At 63.9% G+C, this 23,912-nt stretch carries 21 protein-coding genes and 1 pseudogene; 10 read left to right on the top strand and 12 right to left on the bottom strand.

The window, feature by feature from the left end; all coding sequences use genetic code 11:
- Nucleotides 1-4: 4 nt before the first annotated feature.
- Nucleotides 5-985: an ADP-glyceromanno-heptose 6-epimerase gene (rfaD, locus tag KUF59_RS15365; RefSeq protein ID WP_258769649.1), complete on the bottom strand. Its 981-nt coding sequence runs from the start codon at nucleotides 983-985 to the stop codon at nucleotides 5-7.
- Between the two features lie 175 nt (nucleotides 986-1,160).
- Between rfaD and waaF the strand changes: the two genes are divergently transcribed.
- The gene (gene waaF / locus KUF59_RS15360; protein ID WP_258769648.1) at nucleotides 1,161-2,231 is read left to right on the top strand and encodes a lipopolysaccharide heptosyltransferase II; all 1,071 of its coding nucleotides are present in this window, start codon (nucleotides 1,161-1,163) and stop codon (nucleotides 2,229-2,231) included.
- Between the two features lie 171 nt (nucleotides 2,232-2,402).
- On the opposite strand, the gene KUF59_RS15355 is transcribed toward waaF, so the two are convergent.
- Entirely contained in the window at nucleotides 2,403-3,440 is a 1,038-nt protein-coding gene (locus KUF59_RS15355) for a glycosyltransferase family 4 protein (RefSeq protein WP_258769647.1), read from the bottom strand.
- Between the two features lie 127 nt (nucleotides 3,441-3,567).
- Between KUF59_RS15355 and galE the strand changes: the two genes are divergently transcribed.
- From galE to KUF59_RS15340, 3 genes are all read left to right on the top strand, one after another.
- Complete coding sequence (gene galE / locus KUF59_RS15350) at nucleotides 3,568-4,581, top strand: UDP-glucose 4-epimerase GalE (RefSeq protein ID WP_258769646.1); 1,014 nt, start codon at nucleotides 3,568-3,570, stop codon at nucleotides 4,579-4,581.
- 119 nt (nucleotides 4,582-4,700) lie between these two features.
- Nucleotides 4,701-6,503 carry an ABC transporter ATP-binding protein gene (locus KUF59_RS15345; RefSeq protein WP_258769645.1) on the top strand — a complete coding sequence of 601 codons (1,803 nt, stop codon included), beginning with the start codon at nucleotides 4,701-4,703 and terminating at the stop codon, nucleotides 6,501-6,503.
- 33 nt (nucleotides 6,504-6,536) lie between these two features.
- The gene (locus KUF59_RS15340) at nucleotides 6,537-7,238 is read left to right on the top strand and encodes a fumarylacetoacetate hydrolase family protein (protein WP_212457580.1); all 702 of its coding nucleotides are present in this window, start codon (nucleotides 6,537-6,539) and stop codon (nucleotides 7,236-7,238) included.
- Between the two features lie 55 nt (nucleotides 7,239-7,293).
- Here KUF59_RS15340 and KUF59_RS15335 read toward each other — a convergent pair whose 3' ends face one another.
- The 5 genes from KUF59_RS15335 to KUF59_RS15315 form a co-directional block, all read right to left on the bottom strand.
- Nucleotides 7,294-7,752, bottom strand: coding sequence for a YybH family protein (locus KUF59_RS15335; RefSeq protein WP_212457581.1), 459 nt, complete (start codon nucleotides 7,750-7,752; stop codon nucleotides 7,294-7,296).
- 32 nt (nucleotides 7,753-7,784) lie between these two features.
- Nucleotides 7,785-8,714, bottom strand: coding sequence for an aspartyl/asparaginyl beta-hydroxylase domain-containing protein (locus tag KUF59_RS15330; RefSeq protein ID WP_212457582.1), 930 nt, complete (start codon nucleotides 8,712-8,714; stop codon nucleotides 7,785-7,787).
- Nucleotides 8,715-8,824: 110 nt separating this feature from the next.
- Nucleotides 8,825-8,980 (bottom strand): hypothetical protein, encoded by a 156-nt coding sequence (locus KUF59_RS15325; protein WP_212457583.1) that lies wholly within the window; start codon nucleotides 8,978-8,980, stop codon nucleotides 8,825-8,827.
- Between the two features lie 131 nt (nucleotides 8,981-9,111).
- Nucleotides 9,112-10,152, bottom strand: coding sequence for an alpha/beta fold hydrolase (locus KUF59_RS15320; protein ID WP_212457584.1), 1,041 nt, complete (start codon nucleotides 10,150-10,152; stop codon nucleotides 9,112-9,114).
- A 123-nt stretch (nucleotides 10,153-10,275) separates the two neighbouring features.
- Nucleotides 10,276-11,199 (bottom strand): LysR family transcriptional regulator, encoded by a 924-nt coding sequence (locus KUF59_RS15315; protein WP_212457585.1) that lies wholly within the window; start codon nucleotides 11,197-11,199, stop codon nucleotides 10,276-10,278.
- Nucleotides 11,200-11,429: 230 nt separating this feature from the next.
- On the opposite strand from KUF59_RS15315, the gene KUF59_RS15310 reads away from it, so the two are divergent.
- Entirely contained in the window at nucleotides 11,430-12,140 is a 711-nt protein-coding gene (locus tag KUF59_RS15310) for an SDR family NAD(P)-dependent oxidoreductase (protein WP_212457586.1), read from the top strand.
- 26 nt (nucleotides 12,141-12,166) lie between these two features.
- Here KUF59_RS15310 and KUF59_RS15305 read toward each other — a convergent pair whose 3' ends face one another.
- Nucleotides 12,167-13,624 (bottom strand): flavin-containing monooxygenase, encoded by a 1,458-nt coding sequence (locus KUF59_RS15305; RefSeq protein ID WP_212457587.1) that lies wholly within the window; start codon nucleotides 13,622-13,624, stop codon nucleotides 12,167-12,169.
- A gap of 176 nt (nucleotides 13,625-13,800) precedes the next feature.
- Between KUF59_RS15305 and KUF59_RS15300 the strand changes: the two genes are divergently transcribed.
- On the top strand, nucleotides 13,801-14,004 hold the full coding sequence (locus KUF59_RS15300) for a hypothetical protein (RefSeq protein ID WP_140978049.1): 204 nt from the start codon (nucleotides 13,801-13,803) through the stop codon (nucleotides 14,002-14,004).
- 109 nt (nucleotides 14,005-14,113) lie between these two features.
- On the opposite strand, the gene KUF59_RS15295 is transcribed toward KUF59_RS15300, so the two are convergent.
- The 4 genes and pseudogenes from KUF59_RS15295 to KUF59_RS15280 form a co-directional block, all read right to left on the bottom strand.
- A complete protein-coding gene (locus tag KUF59_RS15295; RefSeq protein ID WP_212457588.1) occupies nucleotides 14,114-14,533 on the bottom strand; it encodes a nuclear transport factor 2 family protein in 420 nt (139 codons plus the stop codon).
- A gap of 173 nt (nucleotides 14,534-14,706) precedes the next feature.
- Nucleotides 14,707-16,128, bottom strand: coding sequence for an adenosylhomocysteinase (gene ahcY / locus KUF59_RS15290; protein WP_212457589.1), 1,422 nt, complete (start codon nucleotides 16,126-16,128; stop codon nucleotides 14,707-14,709).
- Between the two features lie 111 nt (nucleotides 16,129-16,239).
- Nucleotides 16,240-17,436: a methionine adenosyltransferase gene (gene metK, locus KUF59_RS15285; RefSeq protein WP_212457590.1), complete on the bottom strand. Its 1,197-nt coding sequence runs from the start codon at nucleotides 17,434-17,436 to the stop codon at nucleotides 16,240-16,242.
- A 61-nt stretch (nucleotides 17,437-17,497) separates the two neighbouring features.
- Nucleotides 17,498-18,849 (bottom strand): annotated as a pseudogene (locus KUF59_RS15280) (hypothetical protein).
- Between the two features lie 196 nt (nucleotides 18,850-19,045).
- On the opposite strand from KUF59_RS15280, the gene KUF59_RS15275 reads away from it, so the two are divergent.
- The 4 genes from KUF59_RS15275 (at nucleotide 19,046) to KUF59_RS15260 (ending at nucleotide 23,680) form a co-directional block, all read left to right on the top strand.
- Entirely contained in the window at nucleotides 19,046-19,246 is a 201-nt protein-coding gene (locus KUF59_RS15275) for a hypothetical protein (protein ID WP_249140219.1), read from the top strand.
- A gap of 21 nt (nucleotides 19,247-19,267) precedes the next feature.
- A complete protein-coding gene (locus tag KUF59_RS15270; protein WP_249140220.1) occupies nucleotides 19,268-20,134 on the top strand; it encodes an aspartyl protease family protein in 867 nt (288 codons plus the stop codon).
- Between the two features lie 98 nt (nucleotides 20,135-20,232).
- Nucleotides 20,233-21,951 carry a caspase family protein gene (locus tag KUF59_RS15265; RefSeq protein WP_212457592.1) on the top strand — a complete coding sequence of 573 codons (1,719 nt, stop codon included), beginning with the start codon at nucleotides 20,233-20,235 and terminating at the stop codon, nucleotides 21,949-21,951.
- A gap of 10 nt (nucleotides 21,952-21,961) precedes the next feature.
- On the top strand, nucleotides 21,962-23,680 hold the full coding sequence (locus KUF59_RS15260) for a caspase family protein (RefSeq protein ID WP_212457800.1): 1,719 nt from the start codon (nucleotides 21,962-21,964) through the stop codon (nucleotides 23,678-23,680).
- Nucleotides 23,681-23,912 lie beyond the last annotated feature (232 nt).

Genomic DNA, 23,912 nt, shown 5'->3' with positions numbered 1-23,912 from the left:
GCCCTCAGCGGAAGCGATCGGGCTGATCGAGATAGCCCCTGACATAGGCCGCGACCGCATCCTCGAGCGCCGTGAAGCCGCCGTTGTAACCGGCGCGATGCAGGCGATCGACCTCGCTCTGGGTGAAATACTGATAGCTGCCGCGAATCTGCTCGGGCATGTCGACATATTCGATGTTCGGCTTGCTGCCGAGCGCAGTGTAGGCCGAGAGGATCAAATCTTTGAAGCTGCGCGCCTTGCCGGTTCCGACGTTGAAGAGACCGGAAACCGAGGGTGTCGCGAGCAGCCACTGGATGACGCGGACGACGTCGTCGACATAGATGAAATCGCGCCGCTGATCGCCATCGGCAATGCCGTCGCGATGCGACTTGAAAAGCTGCACGACGCGCCCCGCCCTGATGTCATCGAAGCGACGGGCGAGCACGCTCATCATCGTGCCCTTGTGATATTCGTTCGGGCCGAACACGTTGAAGAATTTCAGCCCGGCCCATTGCGGCGGCAGCTTTTCGCCGCGCGCCACGCGCTCGGCCACCGACAGGTCGAACAGATGCTTGCTCCAACCGTAGAGATTCATCGGCCGCAGTTTTTTCAGCGCTGGCAACGTGGCGTCGTCACCGAAGCCGGCCTCGCCGTCGCCATAGGTCGCAGCCGACGAAGCGTAGATGAACGGCACCGCGTTCTCCGTGCACCAGTCCAATAGCCGCATCGACAGGCGGAAGTTGGTCTCGATGACGAGGTCGCCGTCGGTCGCGGTGGTCTCCGAAATGGCCCCGAGATGGATGACGGCGTCTAGCTCGCGCCCGTCGAGCCATGCGAGGAGCTCGGCCGGCGGCACGATGTCGGCGAGCTGGCGCTTGGCGAGGTTGCGCCACTTGCCGTCGTGACCGAGGACGTCACAGACCACGACGTCGGCACGGCCCGCCTCGTTCAGTGCGGCCACGACATTCGACCCGATAAAACCGGCTCCACCGGTCACCAGCAACATTCCAAAATCCCTGCCCGATTTCGCCCAGATTGCAGCGCGAGCGCCGGTCCTGCCCTAGCGCATGATCCGCCAAAGTGTAAGCGGTTTTGGACCGCCTGCTGTCCCGCCTTTACCTCCCGGCCGGGAGCGGCTACCGAACCGCCAGCTAAATCGCCTCGATCGCCACCATTAACAGATGAACCAAGATTCGCAATTTCAGGGAGCCGTGGATCCGGCCGACACCCGCCCGATCCTGATCATCCCCTATATGTGGATCGGCGACTTCGTCCGCGGACACACGGTGGTGCGGGTCTTGAAGGAGCGCTGGCCGAACCGGCCGGTCGACCTGCTGACGACCTCGCTGTGCGCCCCCCTGGTCGACTACATGCCCGGGGTCCGCGAGGGGATCGTCTGGGATCTGCCGCGCAGCCGACTCGCCGTGGGCCGCCAGTTCGGCCTGGCGCGGCTGCTGCGGATGCGGAACTACGGCACGGCCCTGGTGCTGCCCCGGACCTGGAAGGCCGCCATTGCCCCCGCGCTGGCCGGCATTCCAGAAAGGGTCGGCTTCGTCGGCGAGGCCCGCTTCGGCCTGATCAACCAATGGCGCTGGGGCGAAAAGGCCCTGCCGCGCTTCATCGACAAAAATGCCTCCCTCGCCCAGCCCGACGGCGCGCCGCTGCCCTCCGAGTGGCCGGTGCCGCAATTGCGGGTGCCGCCCGAGGACGTCGCCCGCTGGCAGCAGGCGAACGGCCTCGGCACCGGCGCCGCCGTTGCGCTCGGCCCCGGCTCGGTCGGCGCATCCAAGCGCTGGACCTATTATCCGGAAGCCGCCCGCCAATTCGCCGAACTAGGACTCGAGGTCTGGGTCGTCGGCGGCCCCGGCGAGAAGGCGTTGGCGCAGGAGATCGTCGCCGCCGGCGGACCGCGCGTTCGGGACCTGACCGGCACGGATTTGCGCAACGGCGTGCTGGCTATGGCCGCGGCCGGCGTAGCCATCTCCAACGACTCCGGCTTGATGCATATCGCGGCAGCCCTGGGCACGCCGACGATGGGCATTTTTGGCCCGACCAGTCCCTACCTCTGGGCCCCGCTCAACGGCCTTGCCGCCACCGTCGTCCAGAACAAGAGCGTGCTGTCCTGCCAACCCTGCCAGAGCACGATCTGCAAAATGAACGATCACCGCTGCATGCGCGATATCGCAGCGTCCGAGGTCGTCGCGATTGCGCAACGGGTGCTGCAGGAAACGGCCGCGCACGCCACGACTTGAGCGGGCTGGAGGCGTCATCGAGGCTACGGGCGAGGATGACAATATGCCCCCGATTTGCCCGACGCGTCAAGTGATTTTTCGTAAAATCCGTAATTCGCGCCGACCGTCATTCGGCTACTGTGCATGGGGTTGTTTCGACACTTTTGTCGGAGGGGCCCCGAAAGCGCCGGTTCAGAGCAGCGGACGATAGACCTCGCCGATCCGCTTCGCTTCCGCATCCAGGCTGAATTGCGCCAGCACCCGCGCCCGCCCTCGCGCGCCCATGGCGAGCGCTGAAGCCGGATCGCGCATCAGCGGCTCCAGCGCCGCGGCCAGCGCGTCGGCATCGCCCGGCGGCATCAGCACGCCGGTGACGCCGTCCTCGACCACGAGTTCGGCCGCACCGGCGCGTGAGGCCACGAGCGCGCTGCCTGCCGACATCGCCTCGATCAGCGTCAGGCCAAAACCTTCGTTGCGCGAGGTGAAGGCATAGATCGTCAGCCGCTGGTACCAGCGCTGCACGTCCTCGATCGGCAGCTCGCCGGTGATGACGATCCGCGTCTGGAGGCCTGCGGCCTCGATCCGCTTCTTCAGGTCGTTCGCGAACGGCATCTGCTCCGGCGTGACCGCGCCGACGATGACCGCGGTGAAATCGGGATAGCGCGGCAACAGGGTACACATAGCATCGACGAAGACGTCGCTGCCCTTCTGCGCGCGCACGCGACCGAAGCAGCCGATCGCGTAGCGGCCGGGCAGCGCGGCTTCCGCGAAGGCCGCGTCACGATCGGCGGGCGGCGCATAGATTTCGGTGTCGACACCATGCGGAATCACGGTCGCCTTCACTTTCAGGAACGAGGCTGAAATGTCCGACGTCGCGATGATCGCATCCATCCTGCGGATCAGCCAACGCGTGATCCAGCTATGGTGGCGCTGCGCCGCCGACGTGAACACCAGCTTCAACGGCCAGCCGAGCGCGCGCAAGGCGACGCCGGCGATCATCTCGTTGTTGCGCCGCGCGTGCCAGATCAGTGGCGCGGACCGGCGCCACATCTTCATGAAATCGGCGCCGCTGAGCCGCGCAATTCCCTCCGGCGCGTCGGTGCCGAACCAGGCCGCGCGATACAGCTTTGCGAGCCGCGGCGCGACCATGCGGTTGGTCGCGGTCACGCCGGAATAGCGCCTGTGCAGATTTGGCACGATCACCTGCAATTCGCCGGGAGAATTGGGCACGTCACACTCCGTTTCGCGCAGTTCCTATACGCAACATTAAGCATAGTGACCAGTTCAGGTCCGCCGAAACCCCCTCTTCACCGCACAAACGTTAGCATCGGCGGATGATCGGAAGACGGGTGAGATCATGACTGTGCTTGTCACCGGCGGTGCCGGCTATATCGGAAGTCACACGGTTCTGGCGCTGGCGGAAGCCGGCGAGGACGTCGTCGTGATCGACGATCTCTCGACCGGCTTCTCGGCTTACTTGCCGGAAGGCGTGCCGCTGTTCATCGGCGATGCCGGCGACGAGAACCTGGTCGAAGGCGTGATCGCCCAGCACAACATCGAGAGCATCATCCATTTCGCGGGCTCGGTCGTCGTGCCGGATTCGATGCGCGATCCGCTCGGCTACTACCGCAATAACTTCATGACCGCGCGCAATCTGCTCAACGTGGCGGTGAAGCGCGGCATCAACCGCTTCATCTTCTCTTCGACCGCGGCCGTCTACGGCAATCCGGATCAGGTGCCGGTGCCCGAGCACGCGCCGACGCGGCCGCTGTCGCCTTACGGCTCGTCGAAGCTGATGACCGAGATCATGCTGCACGACGTCGCCTCCGCCTACGGCATGCAGTACGTGACCTTGCGCTATTTCAACGTCGCCGGCGCCGATCCGCAGGCGCGCATCGGGCTTGCGACCGTCGGCGCCACGCATCTGCTCAAGATCGCGGTCGAAGCCGCCACCGGCCAGCGCGCCAAGATCGACGTGTTCGGCACCGACTATCCGACGCAGGACGGAAGCTGCATCCGCGACTTCATCCACGTCACGGATCTGTCGCAGGCGCACCGTTCGGCGCTCGCCTATCTGCGCCGCGGCGGCGCCTCGACGACGCTGAACTGCGGCTATGGCCGCGGCTATTCCGTGCTCGAGACCATCGACGCGGTGCGGCGGGTGTCCGGCCGCAGCTTTGCCGTGCAATACGCCCCGCGCCGGCCCGGCGACATCATGACCATGGTCGCCGATACCAGCCGCATCCGCGGCCTGCTCGACTGGCAGCCGCAATATGACGACCTCGAGACGATTGCCGCGCACGCGCTCGCCTGGGAGGAAAAGCTGTTCCGCGAGCGCCATGGCGAGCTGCGGCAGGCCGCCTCGGCCTAAAATCCGTGATCATGCAAGCCCTTAATTGGGCTTGAAAAACCCGCGTCTAGCGGGCACAGAGGCCATTCGATCCCTGACGCGCGGCGCAATCCTGTCGCCGCCCCGTCAATGGACTGCGGATGGCCCAGTTTCCAAAGAAAATCACCGACGATCCCTATGGCGCGGCCGTTCTGGTACGCCGCCTGGTCATGGAACAGGGGATCGCCTATTGGCGGCGCTACCTCACCGCCTTCGCCCTGATGGCGGTGGCCGCCGGCTCGACCGCGGCTGCGACCTATGTTCTCGGCCAGGTCATCAACCAAGCCTATGTCGACAAGAACATCCCCGGCATCGCGATGCTATCAGGCGTCACGGTGATCCTGCTGTTCATCAAGGGCGTGGCGACCTACGGCCACACCGTGATCCTGTCCAAGATCTCCAACGCCATCCTCGCCAACAACCAGCGCCAGCTTTTTGCCAAGCTGATGCACGAGAGCATCGGCTTCTTCTCCGAGCGGCATTCGTCCGAATTCCTGGCGCGGCTGACGGCGGGCGCGAAGTCCATCACCGACGTGCTCAACATGCTCGTCAACGCCATCGGGCGCGACTTCATGATGCTGGCCAGCATGATCGCCGTGATGGTGTGGCAGGATCCGCTGATGTCGTTCATCGGCCTCGTGGTGGTACCGCCGGCGATGCTGGTGCTGCGCAAGCTGGTCAAGCGCATCAAGGGCCTCGCCTACCACCAGTTCACCGGCACCGCCGATATCCTGGAGACCATGCAGGAATCGCTGCAAGGCATCCGCACCGTCAAGGCGTTCACGCTGGAAGAGACCATGCAACAGCGCATCGACGAGAACATCGCGATCGTCGAGCGCAATGCCAACAAGATGGCGCGCGTCGCCAATCGCTCGAACCCGCTGATGGAGATGCTTGGCGGCTTTGCGGTCGCCGGCTGCCTGCTCTATGGCGGCTACAGCGTGGTCGCGCTCAACGCCACGCCCGGCGCGTTCTTTTCCTTCATGACCGCCTTCCTGATGGCAACCGAGCCGGCAAAGCGCCTGGCGCGGCTCAATATCGATCTCAACAGCCAGCTCGTCGGCGCGCGCATGCTGCTCGAGGTCGTCGACAGCCCCGCGAGCGAGCGCTCCGACGACGACAAGCCGGCGCTGAAACTCTCCGATGCGCGCATCGAGTTCAATGACGTTAGCTTCGCCTATCGCGCGGGCGAGACCGTGCTCAATCGCATGAGCTTCGTCGCCGAGCCCGGCAAGGTAACCGCGCTGGTCGGGCCCTCCGGCGGTGGCAAGTCCACGGTGCTTGCGCTGCTGCTGCGCTTCTACGAGGCGACGCAGGGCGACATTTTGATCGACGGCCAGTCGATTGCACAGGTCTCGCGAAAATCGCTGCGGGCGCAAACCGCCTATGTCGGCCAGGACGTCTATCTGTTCCGCGACACGATCCGCAACAATATCGCGTTCGGCAAACCGGGCGCGAGCGAGGAGCAGATCATCGATGCCGCCAAGGCGGCTTGCGCGCATGATTTCATCATGAGCTTCCCGCTCGGCTACGACACGCCGGTCGGCGAGCACGGCACACAGCTCTCCGGCGGCCAGCGGCAGCGCATCGCGGTCGCCCGCGCGCTGATCAAGAACGCGCCGATCATCTTGCTCGACGAGGCCACTGCGGCGCTCGATTCCGAGTCGGAGAAGCAGGTGCAGGAAGCGATCGAGCATCTCTGCCGGAACCGCACCACCATCGTGATCGCCCATCGCCTGCACACCATCATGCACGCGGACGCGATCCTGGTGGTCGAGGGCGGCGAGATCGTCGAGCAGGGCCGGCATGACGAGCTGCTCCGCCGCTCGGGCCGCTATGCCTCTTTCTTCCGCCTGCAACACCACGACGCCGGTACGCTGGCGCCGATCAGTGCCACAGCCTAAAATACTTCACCTCACGATCAGCGAGATCGCTTCATGAACGCCGCCTCCTACGTCATCCCGCTCCCAACTCAGGCATCGCTTCCCGTCGTCGGCGAGGCCGGACGTTATCCGGTACGCCGCATCTGGTGCGTCGGCCGCAACTATCTCGAGCACATCAGAGAGATGGGCAATGACGAGCGCGCGCCGCCGTTCTTCTTCGCCAAGCACGCCGACATGCTGGTGCCTGACGGTGCGACCATTCCCTATCCGCCGCTGACCAAGGATCTGCATCACGAGGTCGAGCTCATCGTCGCGATGAAGAGCGGCGGCCTGAACATCCCCACTGAGAAGGCGCTCGATCACGTCTACGGCTATGCCGTCGGCATCGACCTCACCCGCCGCGATCTCCAGCTTGCCTCGCGCAAGAAGGAGCGTCCCTGGGAGGTCGGCAAGTCGTTCGACTATTCGGCGCCCTGCTCCGCGGTGCAGCCGGCCGCGAAGATCGGCCATCCCTCGAAGGGCAAGATCTGGCTTACCGTCAACGGCAAGGAAGCCCAGAAGGGCGACCTCACCGAATTGATCTGGAACGTGCCCGAGATCATCTGGCAGCTCTCCCAGCAGGTGAAGCTCGCCGCCGGCGACATCATCATGACGGGAACGCCCGCCGGCGTCTCCCAGCTTCAGGTGGGCGACCAGCTCGAATGCGGCGTCGACGGCGTCGGCTCGCTGAAGGTGTCGATCGGCAAGCCGGAATAAAGCGCTACGCATCAAGACGTCGAAAAGGCCCCTGCAATCTGGGGCCTTTTTGTTTCTACCACGCCTTCACCGGCCGATTGGCGTGGCTGACCTGCGGCACGCCGCGATTGAGCGACATGTGGGAGTGCACACAGAGCCAACCATCGGCGTTTCTCGCGAACACCATCGTCGCCCGTCCCGGCCGCGGAAACGTGCTGCCATCGGAATGATATCCCGTGCTCGTCCACGGCGCGATCACGATTGCCATCGTGCCGTCGGGCGATGCCAGGACCTGGGTCTGCTCGAGGACAAAACGGAAGTCGGAGGTCTTCGGCCAGACGTTGTCCCATTGCGTCGCGACCCATTGATCGAGGCCCGGGATGACGTCGTTGTGCGTGCCGAAGGCCAGCACATCCGGATGGAACAGGGGTTTTGCCGACGCGTAGTCGACCTCGCGGACATAGCCCGCGAAGGTTTCGAGCCAATGGCGGAAAAACTGCTCGATCTCGGTATCGGCGGCCGGCAACGGAGCCATCGCCTACTCCAGACTAGCCGCGACTGCGCCGATCACCTCAACGCCGACATCACGATGAGGCCGAGGATCAGCGCCGTCAGCGAATATTTCAGCGTGTAGTAGACGTTGCGATTCCATTCCTTGACCTTGCGGCTGCCGAGATGGATCTCGTAGAGCTTGCCGAAGACCTTGTTGAGCACGCCGACATTCTCGCCGTCGACGTTCTGCGTCGCGGAGGCCTTGACGATGTGGTGGCTGACCCAGCGATTCATCGCGGTCATGAAGCCGTACTTCATCGGGCGCTCGACGTCGCAGAACAGGATGATGCGGTTGACGTCGGTCGCATTCTCCGCGCTGTGGATGAAGGTCTCGTCGAACATGAAGGCTTCGCCGTCGCGCCAGACGCATTCGACGCCGTCGACCAGGATGCGGCACTTGTTCGAGTTCGGCGTGACGAGCCCGAGGTGATAGCGCAGCGAGCCAGCGAAGGGATCGCGGTGTGCCCCTAACTTGCCGCCCGGCGGCAGCATCGCGAACATCGCGCCGTGCACGCTCGGGATCGAATTGAGGAGCTCGACCGTCTTCGGGCACAGCGTCCGCGCGGACGGCAGGAAGTCGTCGTACCACTTCAGGTAAAAGCGTTTCCAGCCGCTCTTGAAGAACGAATAGAAGCCCCAGTCATTGTTCTTGGCAGCCGCGCGAATGAAACCCTCGTCGAACAGCCGCACCGCCTCGTCGCGGATAGTCTCCCAATTGTCGCTGAGCGGCTGCAGTTCCGGGAACTGTTTGACCGAGATCACCGGCTCGTTCGGAACGGCCGAGCCCGCATACATCAGCACATTATAGGGTGCGAGATAGGTGGAATGATCGCCAAGCTGGCGGGCGAAACGCAGCCGCTGCTTGCCCCGGAAGTGAACGTAAATAGTAGATGCCGCAAGCACATAGAGGATGACAAGTTGCGGCGCAAAGAGCTGTCTCAGCATTTCCCCAATCCCCAGTGACCAGCCGGAGATGCGTGTAACCCGCCGCAGGCCCAGCGGCAAGGCGCCGCAGGCGGGTTCCCGTACCTGGAGTCAGGCTGAAACGGATCGGATCACGCCCGCCCCAGCGCTTGCAGTCCCTTGAAGGTCAGGCGCTTGGGGTCCCTGACGCCGGCGAGGTACATCCGGCGAATGAAGGCGGCCACCGCGTCACGGTCGCACTCGGTCAACGCCACGATGGCGTCGATCGCGATCTTCTGGGCTTCCATTGGGCTCCCCTCGATGCGAGCACCCCAGCCGAGACAGCCTAGGGCCCGCCGGTTAATCCGGCGTTAACCGTTTGGCGAGCATGGCCGATTCAGGCCAGGGTCGTTATACGCAAAACAACGCAGAGGGCGGTTCACGCCTTGGCGACATCAAGGACGGCTTCGACAAAAGCCTGCGGGGCTTCCTGCGGGAGGTTGTGCCCGATGCCACCGTCGATCGTCCGGTGCTCGTACTTACCGGAGAATTTCTTGGCATAGGCCGCGGGCGGCGGATGCGGCGCGCCATTGGCATCGCCTTCCATCGTGATCGTCGGCACCGTGATCACGGGCGCCGCCGCCAGCCGCTTCTCGAGCTCGGCGTATTTCGCCTCCCCCTCCGCCAGAGCAAGCCGCCAGCGATAGTTGTGGATCGTGATGTCGACATGGTCAGGATTGTCGAGCGACGCCGCGCTGCGGTCGAAGGTGGCATCGTCAAAGTCCCATTTCGGTGAGGCCAGCTTCCAGATCAGCTTGGCGAAGTCGTGCCGGTTCTTCGCATAACCCTCGCGGCCGCGCTCGGTCGCGAAATAATACTGGTACCACCATTGCAGCTCGGCGCTCGGCGGCAACGGCATCTTGCCGGCCTCCTGACTTGAGATCAGGTAGCCGCTCACCGAGACCATGGCCTTGACGCGCTCCGGCCAGAGCGCCGCGACGATGTTGGCGGTTCGCGCGCCCCAATCGTAGCCCGCGAGCGTCGCCTGCCTGATTCCCAGCGCGTCCATCAGCGCGACGATGTCGGTGGCCAGTGCGGCTGGCTCGCCGTTGCGCATGGTCTCGCCAGAGAGGAAGCGCGTGGTGCCGTAGCCGCGCAGGTGCGGGACGATGACGCGATAGCCGGCCTCTGCCAACGCCGGGGCGACGTCGAGGAAGCTGTGGATGTCATAGGGCCAGCCGTGCAGCAGGATGACCGCGGGACCGTCGGCAGGTCCCGCCTCGGCATAGCCGACATTGAGAACGCCGGCGTCGATCTGCTTCAGGGCCGCAAACGCCTTGGTCGTGCCGGGCTTGATGGCCGGCCGCGCTGGCGAAGTCTGCGCAACGGCGACATCGTTGAAGACGATCGGCGCAGCCGCGAGAGTCATGGCAGCAGACGAGATGAAGCGACGGCGAGCGTGGTCGATAGGATCGGACATGTCTGTCTCTTGTATTGGGAAAGCGGGCGGCGACGCGTCGCGTGTTCGGCGCAGAATTAGGCCCAATCAAGACGAACGCAGGCAGCCGAGAGACACACTTTCGTGTCACGATCGAATAACAATTCAGCGATCTCCGATGTCCTTCGCCAGAATCGCGAATTGCTTCTTCAGGCGCGGCACAGCGAAGTCCATGAAGGCACGCACCTTCGGCACCGACAGTCGTCCCTGCGGTGTGATCACATGCACCGGCATCGGCGGATCCTCGTCGTCGGCGAGCACGATCTCGAGATTGCCCTTCTTCACCTGCTCGGCCACCTGGTACGAGTACAGGCGCGCCACGCCGCGCCCGCTGACGGCCGAGGCCACGGCGGCGTAGGTGCTGTTGCTCACGAGACGCGGCGTGATCTGGACGGTCCGCGGCACGGACGATTTCCCGGCGGGTGCAAAGGTCCACGAATTCGGGATATGAGCCATGCCGATGATCTGGTGTTTTGCGAGATCGGCGGGCTCCTCGATGCGCGGATGCTGCTTCAGATAGCGCGGCGCGGCCACCACGAGGCGGCGCACCTCGCCAACCCGCGTCGCGACCATCGCTGAATCCGAGAGCTGACCGATGCGGAGCGCGATGTCAAAACCCTCCTCGATCAGGTTGACGGCGCGGTCGAGCAGCAGGAGCCGCGCCGACACGGTCGGATAGGCGTCCAGGAACGCATCAAGGATCGGCTGCAGCACCATCTCGCCCGAAACCACCGGCCCCGTCAGCGAGAGCATGCCGCGTGGCGCCGCACGCGGCCCCGCCGCGACGATGTCGGCTTCCTCGAGTTCGGTCAGCACGCGGCGGCAGATCGCGACATAGCGCTCGCCCTCCTCGCTGAGCTTGATCGATCGCGTGGTGCGGTGAAGGAGCTCGGTGCCGACCCGCTCTTCCAGAAAGGCGATGGCGCGGCTGACAGCCGCGGGTGAGCGTCCGAGCTTGCGGCCGGCGGCTGCGAGACTCCCCTCGTCGACCGCAACGACGAAGACCTTCATCGTATCCAGACGATCCATGCGTCCCCCGTCGGCGTCACGTGAGCCCTGCGCCCAACCTAGGGCTTCGCCACTCTTGCGACAACCGACGGGGCCGCATCCGGCATTCGCTCGCAACGCGCAACAGTGTCGCTCGGCCAGCGTGGCTTCGCGTCGATCCCCTGCCGGCCTACCTCTCGCGGCAAGCCGATCCACCGCCACCGCAGCCGATCGGCACCGATTCAACCCCAGACAGCCAACAGGAGATTTCCATGGGTATCGAGCAGAAAGTCGCAATCATTACCGGCGCATCGCAAGGCATCGGCGCCGCCCTCGTCCAGGCCTATCGCGACCGCAATTATCGCGTGGTCGCAACCGCCCGGTCGATCAAGCCGTCCAACGACGACGGCGTCCTCACCGTTGCCGGCGATATCGCCGACTGGGCCACCGCCGAGCGGGTGGTTGCCGCCGCGAAGGACCGTTTTGGCCGCGTCGACACGCTGGTCAACAATGCCGGCATCTTCGTCGCAAAACCCTTCACGGCGTACACGGCCGAAGACTATGCGAACGTGCTCGGTGTCAACGTCGCCGGTTTCTTCCGCATCACCCAGCTCGCCATTGCCGAGATGGAGAAGCAGGGCTCGGGCCACGTCGTGCAGATCTCCACGAGCCTCGTCGATCACGCGAATTCGAACGTTCCATCAGTGCTGGCCTCGCTGACCAAGGGCGGGCTCAACGCCGCAACAAAGTCGCTTGCGATCGAATACGCCAAGCGCGGAATCCGTGCCAACGCCGTCGCTCTCGGCGTGATCAAGTCGCCGATGCACCCGGTCGAAACACATTCCTTCCTCAACCCGCTGCATCCAGTTGGGCACATGGGCGAGATGTCCGATGTCGTCGACGCCGTGCTCTACCTCGAGCAGGCCGGCTTCGTGACCGGCGAGATCCTCCACGTCGACGGCGGCCAGAGCGCCGGCCACTGAACGGGACGGGAAAACAACAACAGCAATCAGGAATATTGCATCACGCCATCGTCGACCTTGCCGAAACGCAAGGTCACGATGTCGAAGGCATAGTTCTGGTAGAGCTTCCACGGGCGCTTCGAGCCTTGCTTGGGCATCTTGGCAATCGAGCGCTGCACATAGCCGGACGAGAAGTCGAGCGAAGGCTGCGGCGTGACCGTGGTGTCGGTATTATGCGGCATGCATTGCCGATAATTATGCCGATCCATGTAGTTGATGAGGCGACAGACATATTCGCAGGTCAGGTCGCATTTCAGCGTCCACGATGCGTTGGTATAGCCGAAGGCGGAGGCCATGTTGGGCACGTCGGCGTACATCATGCCCTTGTAGGTCAGCGTGTTGGCGAAATCGACCTGACGGCCGTCGACGCTGACCTCGAGCCCGCCAACGACCTCCAGCACCAATCCGGTCGCGGTGACGATGATGTCGGCGTCCAGCTGGCTGCCATCCTTGAGGCGGATTCCGTCCGTCGTGAACGTGTCGATCTCGTTGGTGACGACGGCGGCCCGCTTCTCGCGGATCGCCTTGAACAGATCGCCGTCGGGCACCAGGCAGAGGCGCTGGTCCCAGGGATTGTAGCGCGGCGTAAAGTGGGTCGCGACGTCATAGTCGGGCCCAAGCGCCATGCGCACGCCGCCGAGGATCAGGTTCTTCACCTTGTCCGGCCGGCGGCGGCTGAGCTGGAAGAAGAACATCCCCCACATCACGTTGCGCCAGCGGATCAGATGATAGGCGAGCGTGGTCGGCAGATTGCGGCGCAGCTTGTTGGCGACCGGATCCTGCGCCGGACGCGACACAACATAAGTCGGCGAGCGCTGCAGCATGGTGACTTGCGCGGCCTTCTTCGCGAGCTCCGGCACCAGCGTCACGGCCGTCGCGCCCGAGCCGATCACGACGACGCGCTTGTCCGCATAATCGATGTCCTCGGTCCATTTCTGCGGATGCACGATACGGCCCGCGAAATCCGCGGTGCCCTTGAACTCCGGCGTGTAACCCTGCTCGTATTTGTAGTAGCCGGCGCACATGAACAGGAAATTGCAGGTGAAGCGCACGGTCTCGGTTGCGCCCTCGCCCGTCACGCGCTCGGCCTCGACGGTCCAGCGCGCATCGCCCGTCGACCACGACGCACGCTTGACGCGATGGCCGTAGCGGATCTTCTTGTCGATGCCGTTCTCGGCCGCCGTCTCGCGCACATACTTCAATATCTGCGGGCCGTCGGCGATCGCCTTCGGATCGGTCCACGGCTTGAAGGAATAGCCGAGCGTGAACATGTCGCTGTCGGACCGGATGCCGGGATAGCGGAACAAATCCCAGGTGCCGCCGCTGCACGCGCGACCTTCCAGGATGACGTAGCTCTTGGTCGGGCACTTCGTCTGCAAATGATAGCCCGCGCCGATGCCGGACAAGCCGGCACCGACGATCAGCACGTCGAAATGTTCTTGCATGTTTCCCTCCGCCGCCTGCGATTGTCCAATCGGTGATGGAACCAGTCAATCCGCAAGAACCGAAGAACGGACTGCCCTGCCCGACGAACGCGTGATCCGTCGCACAGAAAATCGTGCCCGCGCGTGCTCAAACTCCTGTCGTCCTCACGAGAGGAACCCAACCCAAGGAGACAGCCATGACCCGCATTCTCTCTGCGACCCTGCTTGCATTGACGGTCCTGTCGTTCGCGGTGGACACCGCCTCCGCCAACTGCCGGCCCGGCAGCCCAAACTGCGTCACGGCCGGCAGCAATCGGCCCAAGTTCTGTAACCCTTGCACGATCGACGGCGGCCTCGGCAGCCAGTGCAAGAACACCAATACCTGCGGCATCAAGAAATGATGCGCAAGACGGGGGACCTCGCAAGCAAGGTGTCCCCATCCTTTGCACGCCGCATCGATGGCCTTGCGGACTCTCTCGCCCGCAAGGCCGCGACGGATCGCTGCCTTCGTCATGTCGCGGCTAGCGCGACGCATTGCGTGTCGAAATATTCGTAGAACTCGATGGCCTTGCCGTCCTTGAACCGCCAATAATCCATCTTCGGCGTATCAGCGGTCTTGCCCGTCTTCTTGTTGGTCCAGGCCGTGTGGCCGCGAGCGATGACGACGTCACCCTGCGCGATATACTCGTCGATCCTGTAGTACTGCATGGCCCAGTTCCCCAACAGGTCGTTGAAATACCCGTGTAGCTCAGTGCTGTCGTGATACTGCCTGGCAAATTGCAGCGGAGCGGCGCCGCGCGGCGCCGATCCAAAGCTGACCTTCTCGGCGACCACGTCCGTGAACCAAAAGTTGACGCTGCCACCCTTGCTCTCGTGCCACTGGCGATAGGCTTCCTGCAATATCTTGACGTTGGCGGCTTCGTTGGACATCGCACTCCCTCCAAAATGATTTCGGTGTCTGACAATATGTGTCGGGAAATGGGCCGCCCGCTGCAGAGATGGCAGGCTTATTTTGGCTCTACCTATGAGAGTATCAGACCGATAACCAACAAAAAAGCCCCGGCTCACGCCGGGGCTTCTGTGTGTCTCGAGGCGATCGGACCTCAGTAGCGGTAGTGGTCCGACTTGTACGGGCCTTCCTGCTTCACGCCGATGTAGTCGGCCTGGTCCTTGCGGAGCTCGGTGAGCTTGACGCCGATCTTGGCGAGGTGGAGACGCGCGACCTTCTCGTCGAGTGACTTCGGCAGCACGTAGACTTCCTTCTTGTACTTGCCGTCCTTGTTGTTGGCGAAGAGCTCGATCTGCGCCAGCGTCTGGTTGGTGAAGGAGGCCGACATCACGAAGGACGGATGACCCATCGCGTTGCCGAGGTTCACGAGGCGGCCTTCCGACAGCATGATGATGCGGTGCTTATCGGGGAATTCGATCTCGTCGACCTGCGGCTTGATGTTGGTCCACTTCAGGTTACGCAGACCCGCGATCTGGATCTCGTTGTCGAAGTGGCCGATGTTGCAAACGATGGCGCGATCCTTCATCGCGCGCATGTGCTCGATCGTGATGATGTCCTTGTTGCCGGTGGCCGTGACAAAGATGTCGGCGCGGGGCGCCGCGTCTTCCATGGTCACGACCTCGTAGCCTTCCATCGCGGCCTGGAGCGCGCAGATCGGATCGATCTCGGAGACCATGACGCGGCAGCCGGCCTGGCGCAGCGAAGCCGCAGAACCCTTGCCGACGTCGCCGAAGCCCGCGACCATCGCGACCTTGCCCGACATCATCACGTCGGTGCCGCGGCGGATGCCGTCGACCAGCGATTCACGGCAGCCATAGAGATTGTCGAACTTCGACTTGGTGACGCTGTCGTTGACGTTGATGGCCGGCCACAGCAGCGTGCCTGCCTTCTGCATGTCGTAGAGACGATGCACGCCCGTGGTGGTCTCTTCGGAAACACCCTTGATGCTCTTGGCGATCGCGGCGAAGTAGCCCTTCGGCTTTTCCTTGAGCTGTTTCTTCAAGAGCGCGAAGAACACTTCCTCTTCTTCCGAACCCGGCTTATCCAGGAACGCGGTGTCGCCGTTCTCGGCGCGCAGGCCGAGATGGACGTACATGGTGGCGTCGCCACCGTCGTCCAGGATCATGTTCGGGTGACCGCCACCGTGCCAGTCGAACAGTTTTGCGGTGTAGTCCCAGTAGTCTTTCAGCGTCTCGCCCTTGACCGCGAACACCGGAATGCCGGCGGCTGCGATCGCCGCCGCGGCGTGGTCCTGCGTAGAATAGATGTTGCAGGAGACCCAGCGAATGTCGGCGCCGAGTGCTGCCAGCGTCTCGATCAGCACGCCGGTCTGGATCGTCATATGCAGGGAGCCAGCGATACGCGCGCCCTTCAGCGGCTGCTTCGGGCCGAACTCCTCGCGGGTGGCCATCAGGCCGGGCATCTCGGTCTCGGCCAGCGAGAGCTCCTTGCGGCCGAAATCGGCGAGCGAAATGTCCTTGACGATGTAATCGGTGAAGCCGGGCTTGGCGTTCATTGCGAGTGTCCTGTTGTTTGAAAAAGTCATTCCGGGGCGCGCAGAGCGCGAACCCGGAATCTCGGGATTCCGGGTTCGGTCCTTCGGACCGCCCCGGAATGACGGCGAGAATTAAACCGCGCGCTTCAGCGGCTCGACGAGATCGGTCTTCTCCCAGGAGAAGCCGCCCTCGTTGTCCGGCGTGCGGCCGAAGTGACCGTAGGCCGAGGTGCGCGCATAGATCGGGCGGTTGAGGTCGAGATGGCTGCGGATACCGCGCGGTGTCAGATCCATCGCCTGCGCCACCGCCTTCTCGAGCTTGTCCTCGGACACCTTACCGGTGCCGTGGGTGTCGATGTAGATCGACAGCGGACGCGCCACGCCGATGGCGTAAGCGAGTTGCAGCGTGCAGCGGTCGGCGAGACCGGCAGCGACGATGTTCTTGGCGAGATAGCGCGCCGCGTAAGCTGCCGAACGGTCGACCTTGGTCGGATCCTTGCCGGAGAACGCGCCGCCGCCATGCGGAGCAGCACCGCCATAGGTGTCGACGATGATCTTGCGGCCGGTCAGGCCGGAGTCGCCGTCGGGACCGCCGATGTAGAACTTGCCGGTCGGGTTGATGTGCCAGATGGTCTTGCCGTTGATCCAGTCCTTCGGCAGCGCCTCGCGCACATAGGGCTCCACGATCTCGCGCACCTGGCTCGAGGTGAGATCGGGGACCAGATGCTGGTGCGACACCACGATCTCGCGCACGCCGACCGGCTTGCCGTTCTCGTACTGCACGGTGACCTGGCTCTTGGAGTCAGGACCGAGCACCTTCTCGCGGCCGGAGTGACGCGCTTCGGAGATGAGGCGCAGGATCTTGTGGGCGTAGAAGATCGGCGCCGGCATCAGGTCCGGCGTCTCGTTGGTCGCGTAACCGAACATGATGCCCTGGTCGCCCGCGCCCTCTTCTTTGACTTCGCCCGGCTGCAGCGCGTCGACGCCCTGCGCGATGTCGGCCGACTGCGGATGCAGCAAAATCTCGATGTCAGCGGTCTTCCAGTGGAAACCTTCCTGCTCGTAGCCGATGTCCTTGATCGCAGCGCGCACGACGCTCTCGATCTGCTCGTTGGTGACGGACTTCGGACCACGGGTCTCACCGGCGATCACGACCTTGTTGGTGGTCGCGAGCGTCTCGCACGCGGCGCGGATCTGCCACGGGTCGATGCCGGCTTTCGGCCCCTCGCGATAGAACAGATCGACGATCTCGTCGGAGATCCGGTCGCAGACCTTGTCCGGATGGCCCTCGGACACGGACTCGCTGGTGAAGAGATAAGACGCGCGCATCAGTAACCCCTTGTTCCGCCGCTCTCGGCGGTTCGTTTGCGATGTTTACGTATGAATTATGTCAATCACGCCGTCGCGAGATGACGTAGGATTCGTCGAGAAACCAGAGCCCGTTGTACTTTCGCAGCACGTCCCGGGCAGCATCCAGAGTGCGGCCGTTTTGAGTCATTTCTGTCAACCGGTCGTCCTCGATCTGCGCCACATACACCGCCGCATTCCACGCTGCAAAGGCCGTCGAGGTTCCGATGGTACCCGTCACCTCGTTGGGCAGCGCTTCCATATCATACCTGAAGATCGAACGGTTATCCGCATAAGCATTAAAATTTAGGTCCCGGCCCAACGAACCGAGCTCATACTTAACGGCGCGCAATAGCTCATGCCGGCTCACCGAGAAAGGATTTTCTCCAGGCCAGATCGCCTGGATCATTTCCATGCCGGGATCGTGGCCATGGGAGTGAATACCGATGAGCCGGCCCCCGGCCGAAGTGCCCGTGCCAGGGGCGCAATGATGCGTTTTGCCCGGAAATTGACCGAGGACAGGGCACGGTATGGCTGGGATGCAATAACAAGGTCGAAATTGGCCTCGGTCTGACCCGGCCGCGGAATGGTCGAATCCAGCAGGAACCTGTGGTCCTCGCGATAGAGCACCAGCACGACGGGTCGTTCATAGAGCGGCATGGCGGTGCTTGGGCTGATCGCCGCCCGCCAGTTCTGCTCCAGGAATGGCTTCAGCTCGGCGATCTGGGTCTCGAATTCGCCCGTTGAAGCGCCCCGCAGCGGAACTTCGTGCCAGACGGTCGCAGCCGCCGCCGCCGGCGATGCCGGCGCGAGCCAGGGTGCCTCCGAGTAGAACATGTTGGTGAAGACGAACACCGATGCCGGATGCTCGAAAATGCGATCCGGCACCTTCTCCAGCGTCAGGCGCAGGTCCTCGAGGCTGAGCTCCTTGCCGGCGACATAGAACGGCATGTGTGGGAAGCGCTGGTGCGTTGCGCGCAGCACCCGCGCCAGCACCGTGCCGTCGCCGACGCCCGCATCGAATATGCGCAGGGCCGGCGGGCGCGGGTGAATGGTGGCGAGCTCAAGCGCAACCCTGTCTGCGACCACCCGCTTCTCGCTGCAGGTGTGGACGAACAGCAGGTATTTCTGCCGGTTCTCGAAGAAGCGGAAATTGCCGCGCGGATCGCGCTTTTCCGGGGGCACCTGAAGTCCCCGCGGCGGCGGCAGGCCGCCGGTCGATGCGGCCATGTAGGCCTGGATCCGGTCCAGCGTGTCGATGGTGATGCGCTTTCCCTCGCGCAGGCGGTGCACCAGCTTCCCATCGTTCACCGCACGCCGGCCAAACGTCGATTCCGCCATGTCCGCCTTGCGGCAGAACTCGGTGATCTGGCTCAGGATTTCGTCGTTTTTCATTGGGTGGGACGTGGTGGGCAGCGATGTTGGGCTCAACCTCCTAGCAAATTCTGCCCACTCAGGGAATACCCTCTGGAATTATTCCATTCCCTTGCGATAGGCCGCGCCAAGCCCCTCCAGGGACATCCCCATCGTGCGTTTGGCCGTCCCCACACTTATCGGTATACGTGGCGACGGGGGATGTTCGGGGCAGGGCATGTTCAGGTTGTTTTGGTTCGCCGCTTGTCTTCTGGCGGCATTATCGGGCGGCGCACGCGCAGGTTACCTGGACGAGAATCCCGACGAACTATTCGCATCGGTCTATGAAAGGATCGGCGCCCTGCCCGTCCAGGCTGCGCGCGACCCGTATGTCTGGCTGCGACTGGAAGAGCTGAAGCGCGAGCCGTGCGACCAGTAGAGCATCAGCGATCTTGGGCTGATGCTGGAAAAACTCGGTTACCGGCGAAAGGCCGCTGACGGGCTCTACAAGTTCGTCTTGAACTGCGGCGCACCTCTGAACGCGTTGCATCGGTCGATCAACATCTACCTGAAGCTGACCGACTACCCGAAAGCCGTCGAGGTCGCCGACGAATTCATGCGGCGGGCGCCTTCAAATCGGGAGGCGCATTATCTGCGGGGCGTCGCGCTGGAAGGCGCCGGCGACTACCGCCGCGCGCTTGTCGACTACTCGGATGCGATCGAGCTCTATGGCGCGGACAAGAAAACGATCTCGAGCCGTGTCTTCCTGCGCATGGCCGGCGCCTATGCGGCGCTCAAGCAGTTCTGCGAGGCGACGGCACCGATCAATCTGTGGATTGCGCTCGATCCGATGAATCGCGATACGAGCCAGACCCGAAAGATCATCGCCGACTACGAAAGCCAGGGCAACTGCATCGCGTCGACCGAGCCTCGGAAGGAAACCTTTCCGCTCCACGGCCAGAGGAACGTCGTCACCGTGAAGGCGCAGATCAATGGCGTGTCCGGGATGTTCATCCTCGATACCGGCGCCAGCTATGTGTCCGTCAGATCCACGTTTGCGAGCCGGGCGAAAATCCCCGATTCGGGCGCCAGCGAGATCACACTCGTGACGGCCAACGGACAGATCAAGGCCAAGCTCGCCAAAGCCGACAAGGTCTCGCTCGGCAAGCTGGAGGCAAGCAACGTCCCGGTCGCGATCCAGAACGTGGACGACAAGAGCTATGGCCCCGGCATCGACGGTCTGCTCGGCATGAGCTTCCTGTCCCGGTTCGACGTGCAGATGGCCGGCGGCGTCATCGAGGTCCGCACCCGCCAGCCAAAGAAGTAAAGCTTGCGCCGCAGCACCCCCGGGGCTGAACCGTCCGTCTAGCGGCGGCGACAAACAGATGGACGATCTCTTTTCATTTTCGCGTTTCCGAGGCCTTCATGCGCTGCCTTCCCGTCGCGCTCTCCCTCCTCCTTGCCTCTGTCTGGTCCGCCCCCTCCTTCGCGCAGAGCCGCGCGCAGCTCGGGCCGCTCTGCACCAGCGAGGGCACGCCGGCCGATCAGCAGATCGACGCCTGCAACAAGATCATCGCGCTCAAGGTCTTCAAAGGTGGGCAGCTCGCCACGGTCCATTTCTGGCGCGCGGTCGGCTGGAACAAGAAGGGCGACTACGACAAGGTGATATCAGATACCACCGAGGGGATCCGGCTCGCGCCGGACCAGGCGCTCTACAACCTGCGGGGATCGGCCTATTTCGACAAGGGCGAGAACGATATCGCGATCGCGGATTTCAACGACGCGCTGAAGCTTGGACCGGCAAGCGGGCTCATCCTTCACAACCGCGCCAACGCCTATAAGGCCAAGCACGACTACGCCAAGGCGCTTGCTGATTACAACGAGGCCATCCGGCTCTATCCCGGCGAGGCCTACTTCTACGACAATCGCGGCTCCACGAAACTGAAGCTTGGCGATCTCGACGGCGCACTTGCCGACGTCAACGAGGCGATCCGCCTCAATCCAAGACTTCCGGCGCCACTGATCACCCGCACCGTGATCTGGCGCGCCAAGGGCAATTTCGATCGCGCGATCGCCGACGGCAGCGACGCGATCCGGCTCGCCAAGTCCAATGTGCCGCTCGCGGTCCTGACGCCGCCGGGCAGCGTGCTGATCGCGGGCTATATCCACCGCGCCCTTGCCTACGAGGCAAAGGGCGACGTCGAGCACGCCAAGGACGATTACCGCTCGACCCTTCAGGGGACCGCTTCGGATGCGGGCAGCAAGTCCAATCAGGCGACTGCCAAGGTGCGCCTGTCGCTGCTGTCCGACATCGCGCCGACACCGCGCGATGCCCCGGCCGATCCGGCGCAGCCGCAGAAGGCCGACAGTGCGCCCCAGGGGCAGACCACCTCACCGCCCGCGTCGCCGGACAGCGCGAGCCGCGGCAAGCGCATGGCGCTCGTGATCGGCAACGGCGCTTATACGCACGTCAAGGCGCTGCCCAATCCTTCCAACGACGCGCGTGCGGTTGCGAAAAGCCTGCGCGACATCGGCTTCGCGGTGACGGAGGGCGTCGACCTCGACCGCGCCAAGATGCAGAAGATGACGCGCGACTTCCTGCGCGATGCGGCGCAGGCGCAGCTCGCCGTGGTCTACTACGCCGGGCACGGCGTGCAGATCGACGGCCGCAATTATCTCATCCCCGTCGACGTCGAGCTCAAGTCCGGCGCCAGCATGACGGCCTCGATGATCGACATGGACACGATCATGGCCGGCCTCGACGACCATGTCCGCACCAACATCCTGGTCTTCGATGCCTGCCGCAACAATCCGATCGCGCCGCAGGTGGCGGCTGCCGGCACCAACCGTGCCATCGAAGGCGCATCTGGTCTCGCCGCGCCGACGAGCCTCGGCTCAGGCGCGACGCTGGGCGCAGGCACGTTGATCGCCTTTGCGACCGCGCCGGGCCAGGTCGCGCTCGACGGTGAAGGCGCCAACTCACCGTTCTCGGCCGCGCTCTCCCGCCACATCGGCACCCCCGGACTGGAAGTGCAGCAGATGCTGACGCGGGTGCGGGCCGAAGTGGTGTCGGGCACGAAGAACAAGCAGGTGCCGTGGTCGAACTCCTCGCTGCTCGGCGAGGTGTATCTGGCGGAGAAGTAGGATGCTTCCGTTGCGTCACCTGCTACGCGCGCTTGCCTTGCTCGCTATGGCCCTGTGGTCGGCTCCCTGTCTCGCGCAGGCGCGCAACCAGCTCGGGCCGCTCTGCACCACCAGCACCACGCCGGCGGATCAGCAGATCGACGCCTGCAACAAGATCATTGCACTGAAAGTGTTCCAGGGCGCGCAGTTGGCGAACATCTATTTCTGGCGCGCGATCGGCTGGAACAAGAAGGCCGATTACGGCAAGGTCATCACTGATGCCACCGAAGGTCTTCGGCTCGCACCGAGCCAGGCGGGCTATGACCTGCGCGGTCGGGCCTATTACCACAAGGGCGAGTACGACATCGCGATCGCCGATTACGACGATGCACTCAAGCTCGGCCCGCCTGATGGCACGATTCTCCATAATCGCGGCAACGCCTGGCGCGCCAAGGGCGACTACGCCAGAGCGATCGCCGACTACGACGCCTCGATCAAGATCGCCCCATCGGCGTTCGCGTTCCAGAACCGCGGCATCTCGAAACAGGCACTGGGCGATCTCGACGGCGCACTTGCCGACATCAACCAGGCGATCCGGCTCGATCCGAGCCTGCCGCAGCCGCTGATCAACCGCACCGCGATCTGGCGCGCGCGGGGCGATTTCGACCGGGCGATTGCCGACGGCACCGACGCGATCCGGGTCGCCCGGGAGAACCCGCCGGTCAATATCATGACGCCGCCCAACAGCGTGCTGATCACGGGCTATACCCATCGCGCGCTGGCCTATGAGGCCAAGGGCGACTACCCGCACGCGCGGGACGACTACAAGGCCTTACTCCAGCTCACCGCATCGGATGCCGGCAGCAAGGCCAATCAGGCCACGGCAAGGGTCCGCCTGTCGTTGCTGACGGACGCAACCACGCCGACGCCACACGATACGCCATCGTCCGCCCAGCAACAGAAGACGACGACTGCGCCGACCTCGACCGCGACGCCTGCACCACCGCCCGCTCCCGCCACGACGGCGCGCGGCAAGCGCATGGCGCTGATCATCGGCAATGGCGCCTATGCGCATGTGAAGGCGCTGCCCAATCCGCCCAATGACGCACGAGCGGTGGCGAAAAGTCTGCGCGACATTGGCTTTACGGTATCCGAGGGCGTCGATCTCGACCGCGCGGCGATGCAGAAGGTCACGCGCGACTTCCTGCGCGAGGCAGCGCGGGCCCAGGTGGCGATCGTCTATTATGCCGGCCACGGTGTACAGGTCGACGGCCGCAACTATCTCATTCCCGTCGATGTCGAGCTCAAGGCCGGCAGCAGCATGACGGAAGCGATGATCGACATGGACACGATCATGGCCGGTCTCGACGACCAGGTCCGCACCAACATCCTGATCTTCGACGCCTGCCGCAACAACCCGATGGCGCCGCAGGTGGCGGCCGCCGGCACCAACCGTGCCATCGAAGGCGCCTCGGGTCTCGCTGCGCCCACAAGCCTCGGCGCAGGCGCAACGCTCGGGGCCGGCACGCTGATCGCATTCGCGACCGCGCCGGGCCAGGTCGCGCTCGACGGCGAAGGCGCGAACTCGCCCTTCTCGGCCGCGCTCTCGCACCACATCGGCACACGCGGGCTGGAAGTGCAGCAGATGCTGACGCGGGTGCGGGCCGAGGTGGTGTCGGGCACCAAAAACAAGCAGGTGCCGTGGTCGAACTCGTCGCTGCTGGGTGAGGTGTATCTGGCGGAGAAGTGACGGCAGACACTTGCCGCCTGCAGTGAGGCGGAAGTCACGCCCCTCAAACTCCAGTGTCGTCCCGGACAAGCGCGCGGAGCGGCGCGCAGATCCGGGATCCATAACCCCAGGATCAGGCTTGGCGAAGACTCGTAACCCCGATCTCGCGCCACAACCACTTCCTGTGGTTATGGGTCCCGGCTCGGCGCGCGCTTAGGGCGCGCTTGTCCGGGACGACACCGAAGGGATGCGC

The organism is Bradyrhizobium arachidis (assembly GCF_024758505.1).
GTDB classification, from domain to species: domain Bacteria; phylum Pseudomonadota; class Alphaproteobacteria; order Rhizobiales; family Xanthobacteraceae; genus Bradyrhizobium; species Bradyrhizobium manausense_C.
The sequence above is the reverse complement of the archived record's forward strand: the minus strand, read 5'-3'. Positions and strand labels throughout refer to the sequence as shown.

Excerpts from the sequence above, each read along its gene's own strand:
- metK (WP_212457590.1), bottom strand. The coding sequence starts at position 17,436 with ATGCGCGCGTCTTATCTCTTCACCAGCGAGTCCGTGTCCGAGGGCCAT.
- KUF59_RS15340 (WP_212457580.1), top strand. The coding sequence starts at position 6,537 with ATGAACGCCGCCTCCTACGTCATCCCGCTCCCAACTCAGGCATCGCTT.
- KUF59_RS15305 (WP_212457587.1), bottom strand. The coding sequence starts at position 13,624 with ATGCAAGAACATTTCGACGTGCTGATCGTCGGTGCCGGCTTGTCCGGC.
- KUF59_RS15275 (WP_249140219.1), top strand. The coding sequence starts at position 19,046 with ATGTTCAGGTTGTTTTGGTTCGCCGCTTGTCTTCTGGCGGCATTATCG.
- KUF59_RS15325 (WP_212457583.1), bottom strand. The coding sequence starts at position 8,980 with ATGGAAGCCCAGAAGATCGCGATCGACGCCATCGTGGCGTTGACCGAG.
- KUF59_RS15315 (WP_212457585.1), bottom strand. The coding sequence starts at position 11,199 with ATGGATCGTCTGGATACGATGAAGGTCTTCGTCGTTGCGGTCGACGAG.
- KUF59_RS15320 (WP_212457584.1), bottom strand. The coding sequence starts at position 10,152 with ATGTCCGATCCTATCGACCACGCTCGCCGTCGCTTCATCTCGTCTGCT.
- ahcY (WP_212457589.1), bottom strand. The coding sequence starts at position 16,128 with ATGAACGCCAAGCCCGGCTTCACCGATTACATCGTCAAGGACATTTCG.
- galE (WP_258769646.1), top strand. The coding sequence starts at position 3,568 with ATGACTGTGCTTGTCACCGGCGGTGCCGGCTATATCGGAAGTCACACG.
- KUF59_RS15300 (WP_140978049.1), top strand. The coding sequence starts at position 13,801 with ATGACCCGCATTCTCTCTGCGACCCTGCTTGCATTGACGGTCCTGTCG.
- KUF59_RS15335 (WP_212457581.1), bottom strand. The coding sequence starts at position 7,752 with ATGGCTCCGTTGCCGGCCGCCGATACCGAGATCGAGCAGTTTTTCCGC.
- KUF59_RS15295 (WP_212457588.1), bottom strand. The coding sequence starts at position 14,533 with ATGTCCAACGAAGCCGCCAACGTCAAGATATTGCAGGAAGCCTATCGC.
- KUF59_RS15310 (WP_212457586.1), top strand. The coding sequence starts at position 11,430 with ATGGGTATCGAGCAGAAAGTCGCAATCATTACCGGCGCATCGCAAGGC.
- rfaD (WP_258769649.1), bottom strand. The coding sequence starts at position 985 with ATGTTGCTGGTGACCGGTGGAGCCGGTTTTATCGGGTCGAATGTCGTG.
- KUF59_RS15345 (WP_258769645.1), top strand. The coding sequence starts at position 4,701 with ATGGCCCAGTTTCCAAAGAAAATCACCGACGATCCCTATGGCGCGGCC.
- KUF59_RS15270 (WP_249140220.1), top strand. The coding sequence starts at position 19,268 with ATGCTGGAAAAACTCGGTTACCGGCGAAAGGCCGCTGACGGGCTCTAC.
- KUF59_RS15330 (WP_212457582.1), bottom strand. The coding sequence starts at position 8,714 with ATGCTGAGACAGCTCTTTGCGCCGCAACTTGTCATCCTCTATGTGCTT.
- waaF (WP_258769648.1), top strand. The coding sequence starts at position 1,161 with ATGAACCAAGATTCGCAATTTCAGGGAGCCGTGGATCCGGCCGACACC.
- KUF59_RS15265 (WP_212457592.1), top strand. The coding sequence starts at position 20,233 with ATGCGCTGCCTTCCCGTCGCGCTCTCCCTCCTCCTTGCCTCTGTCTGG.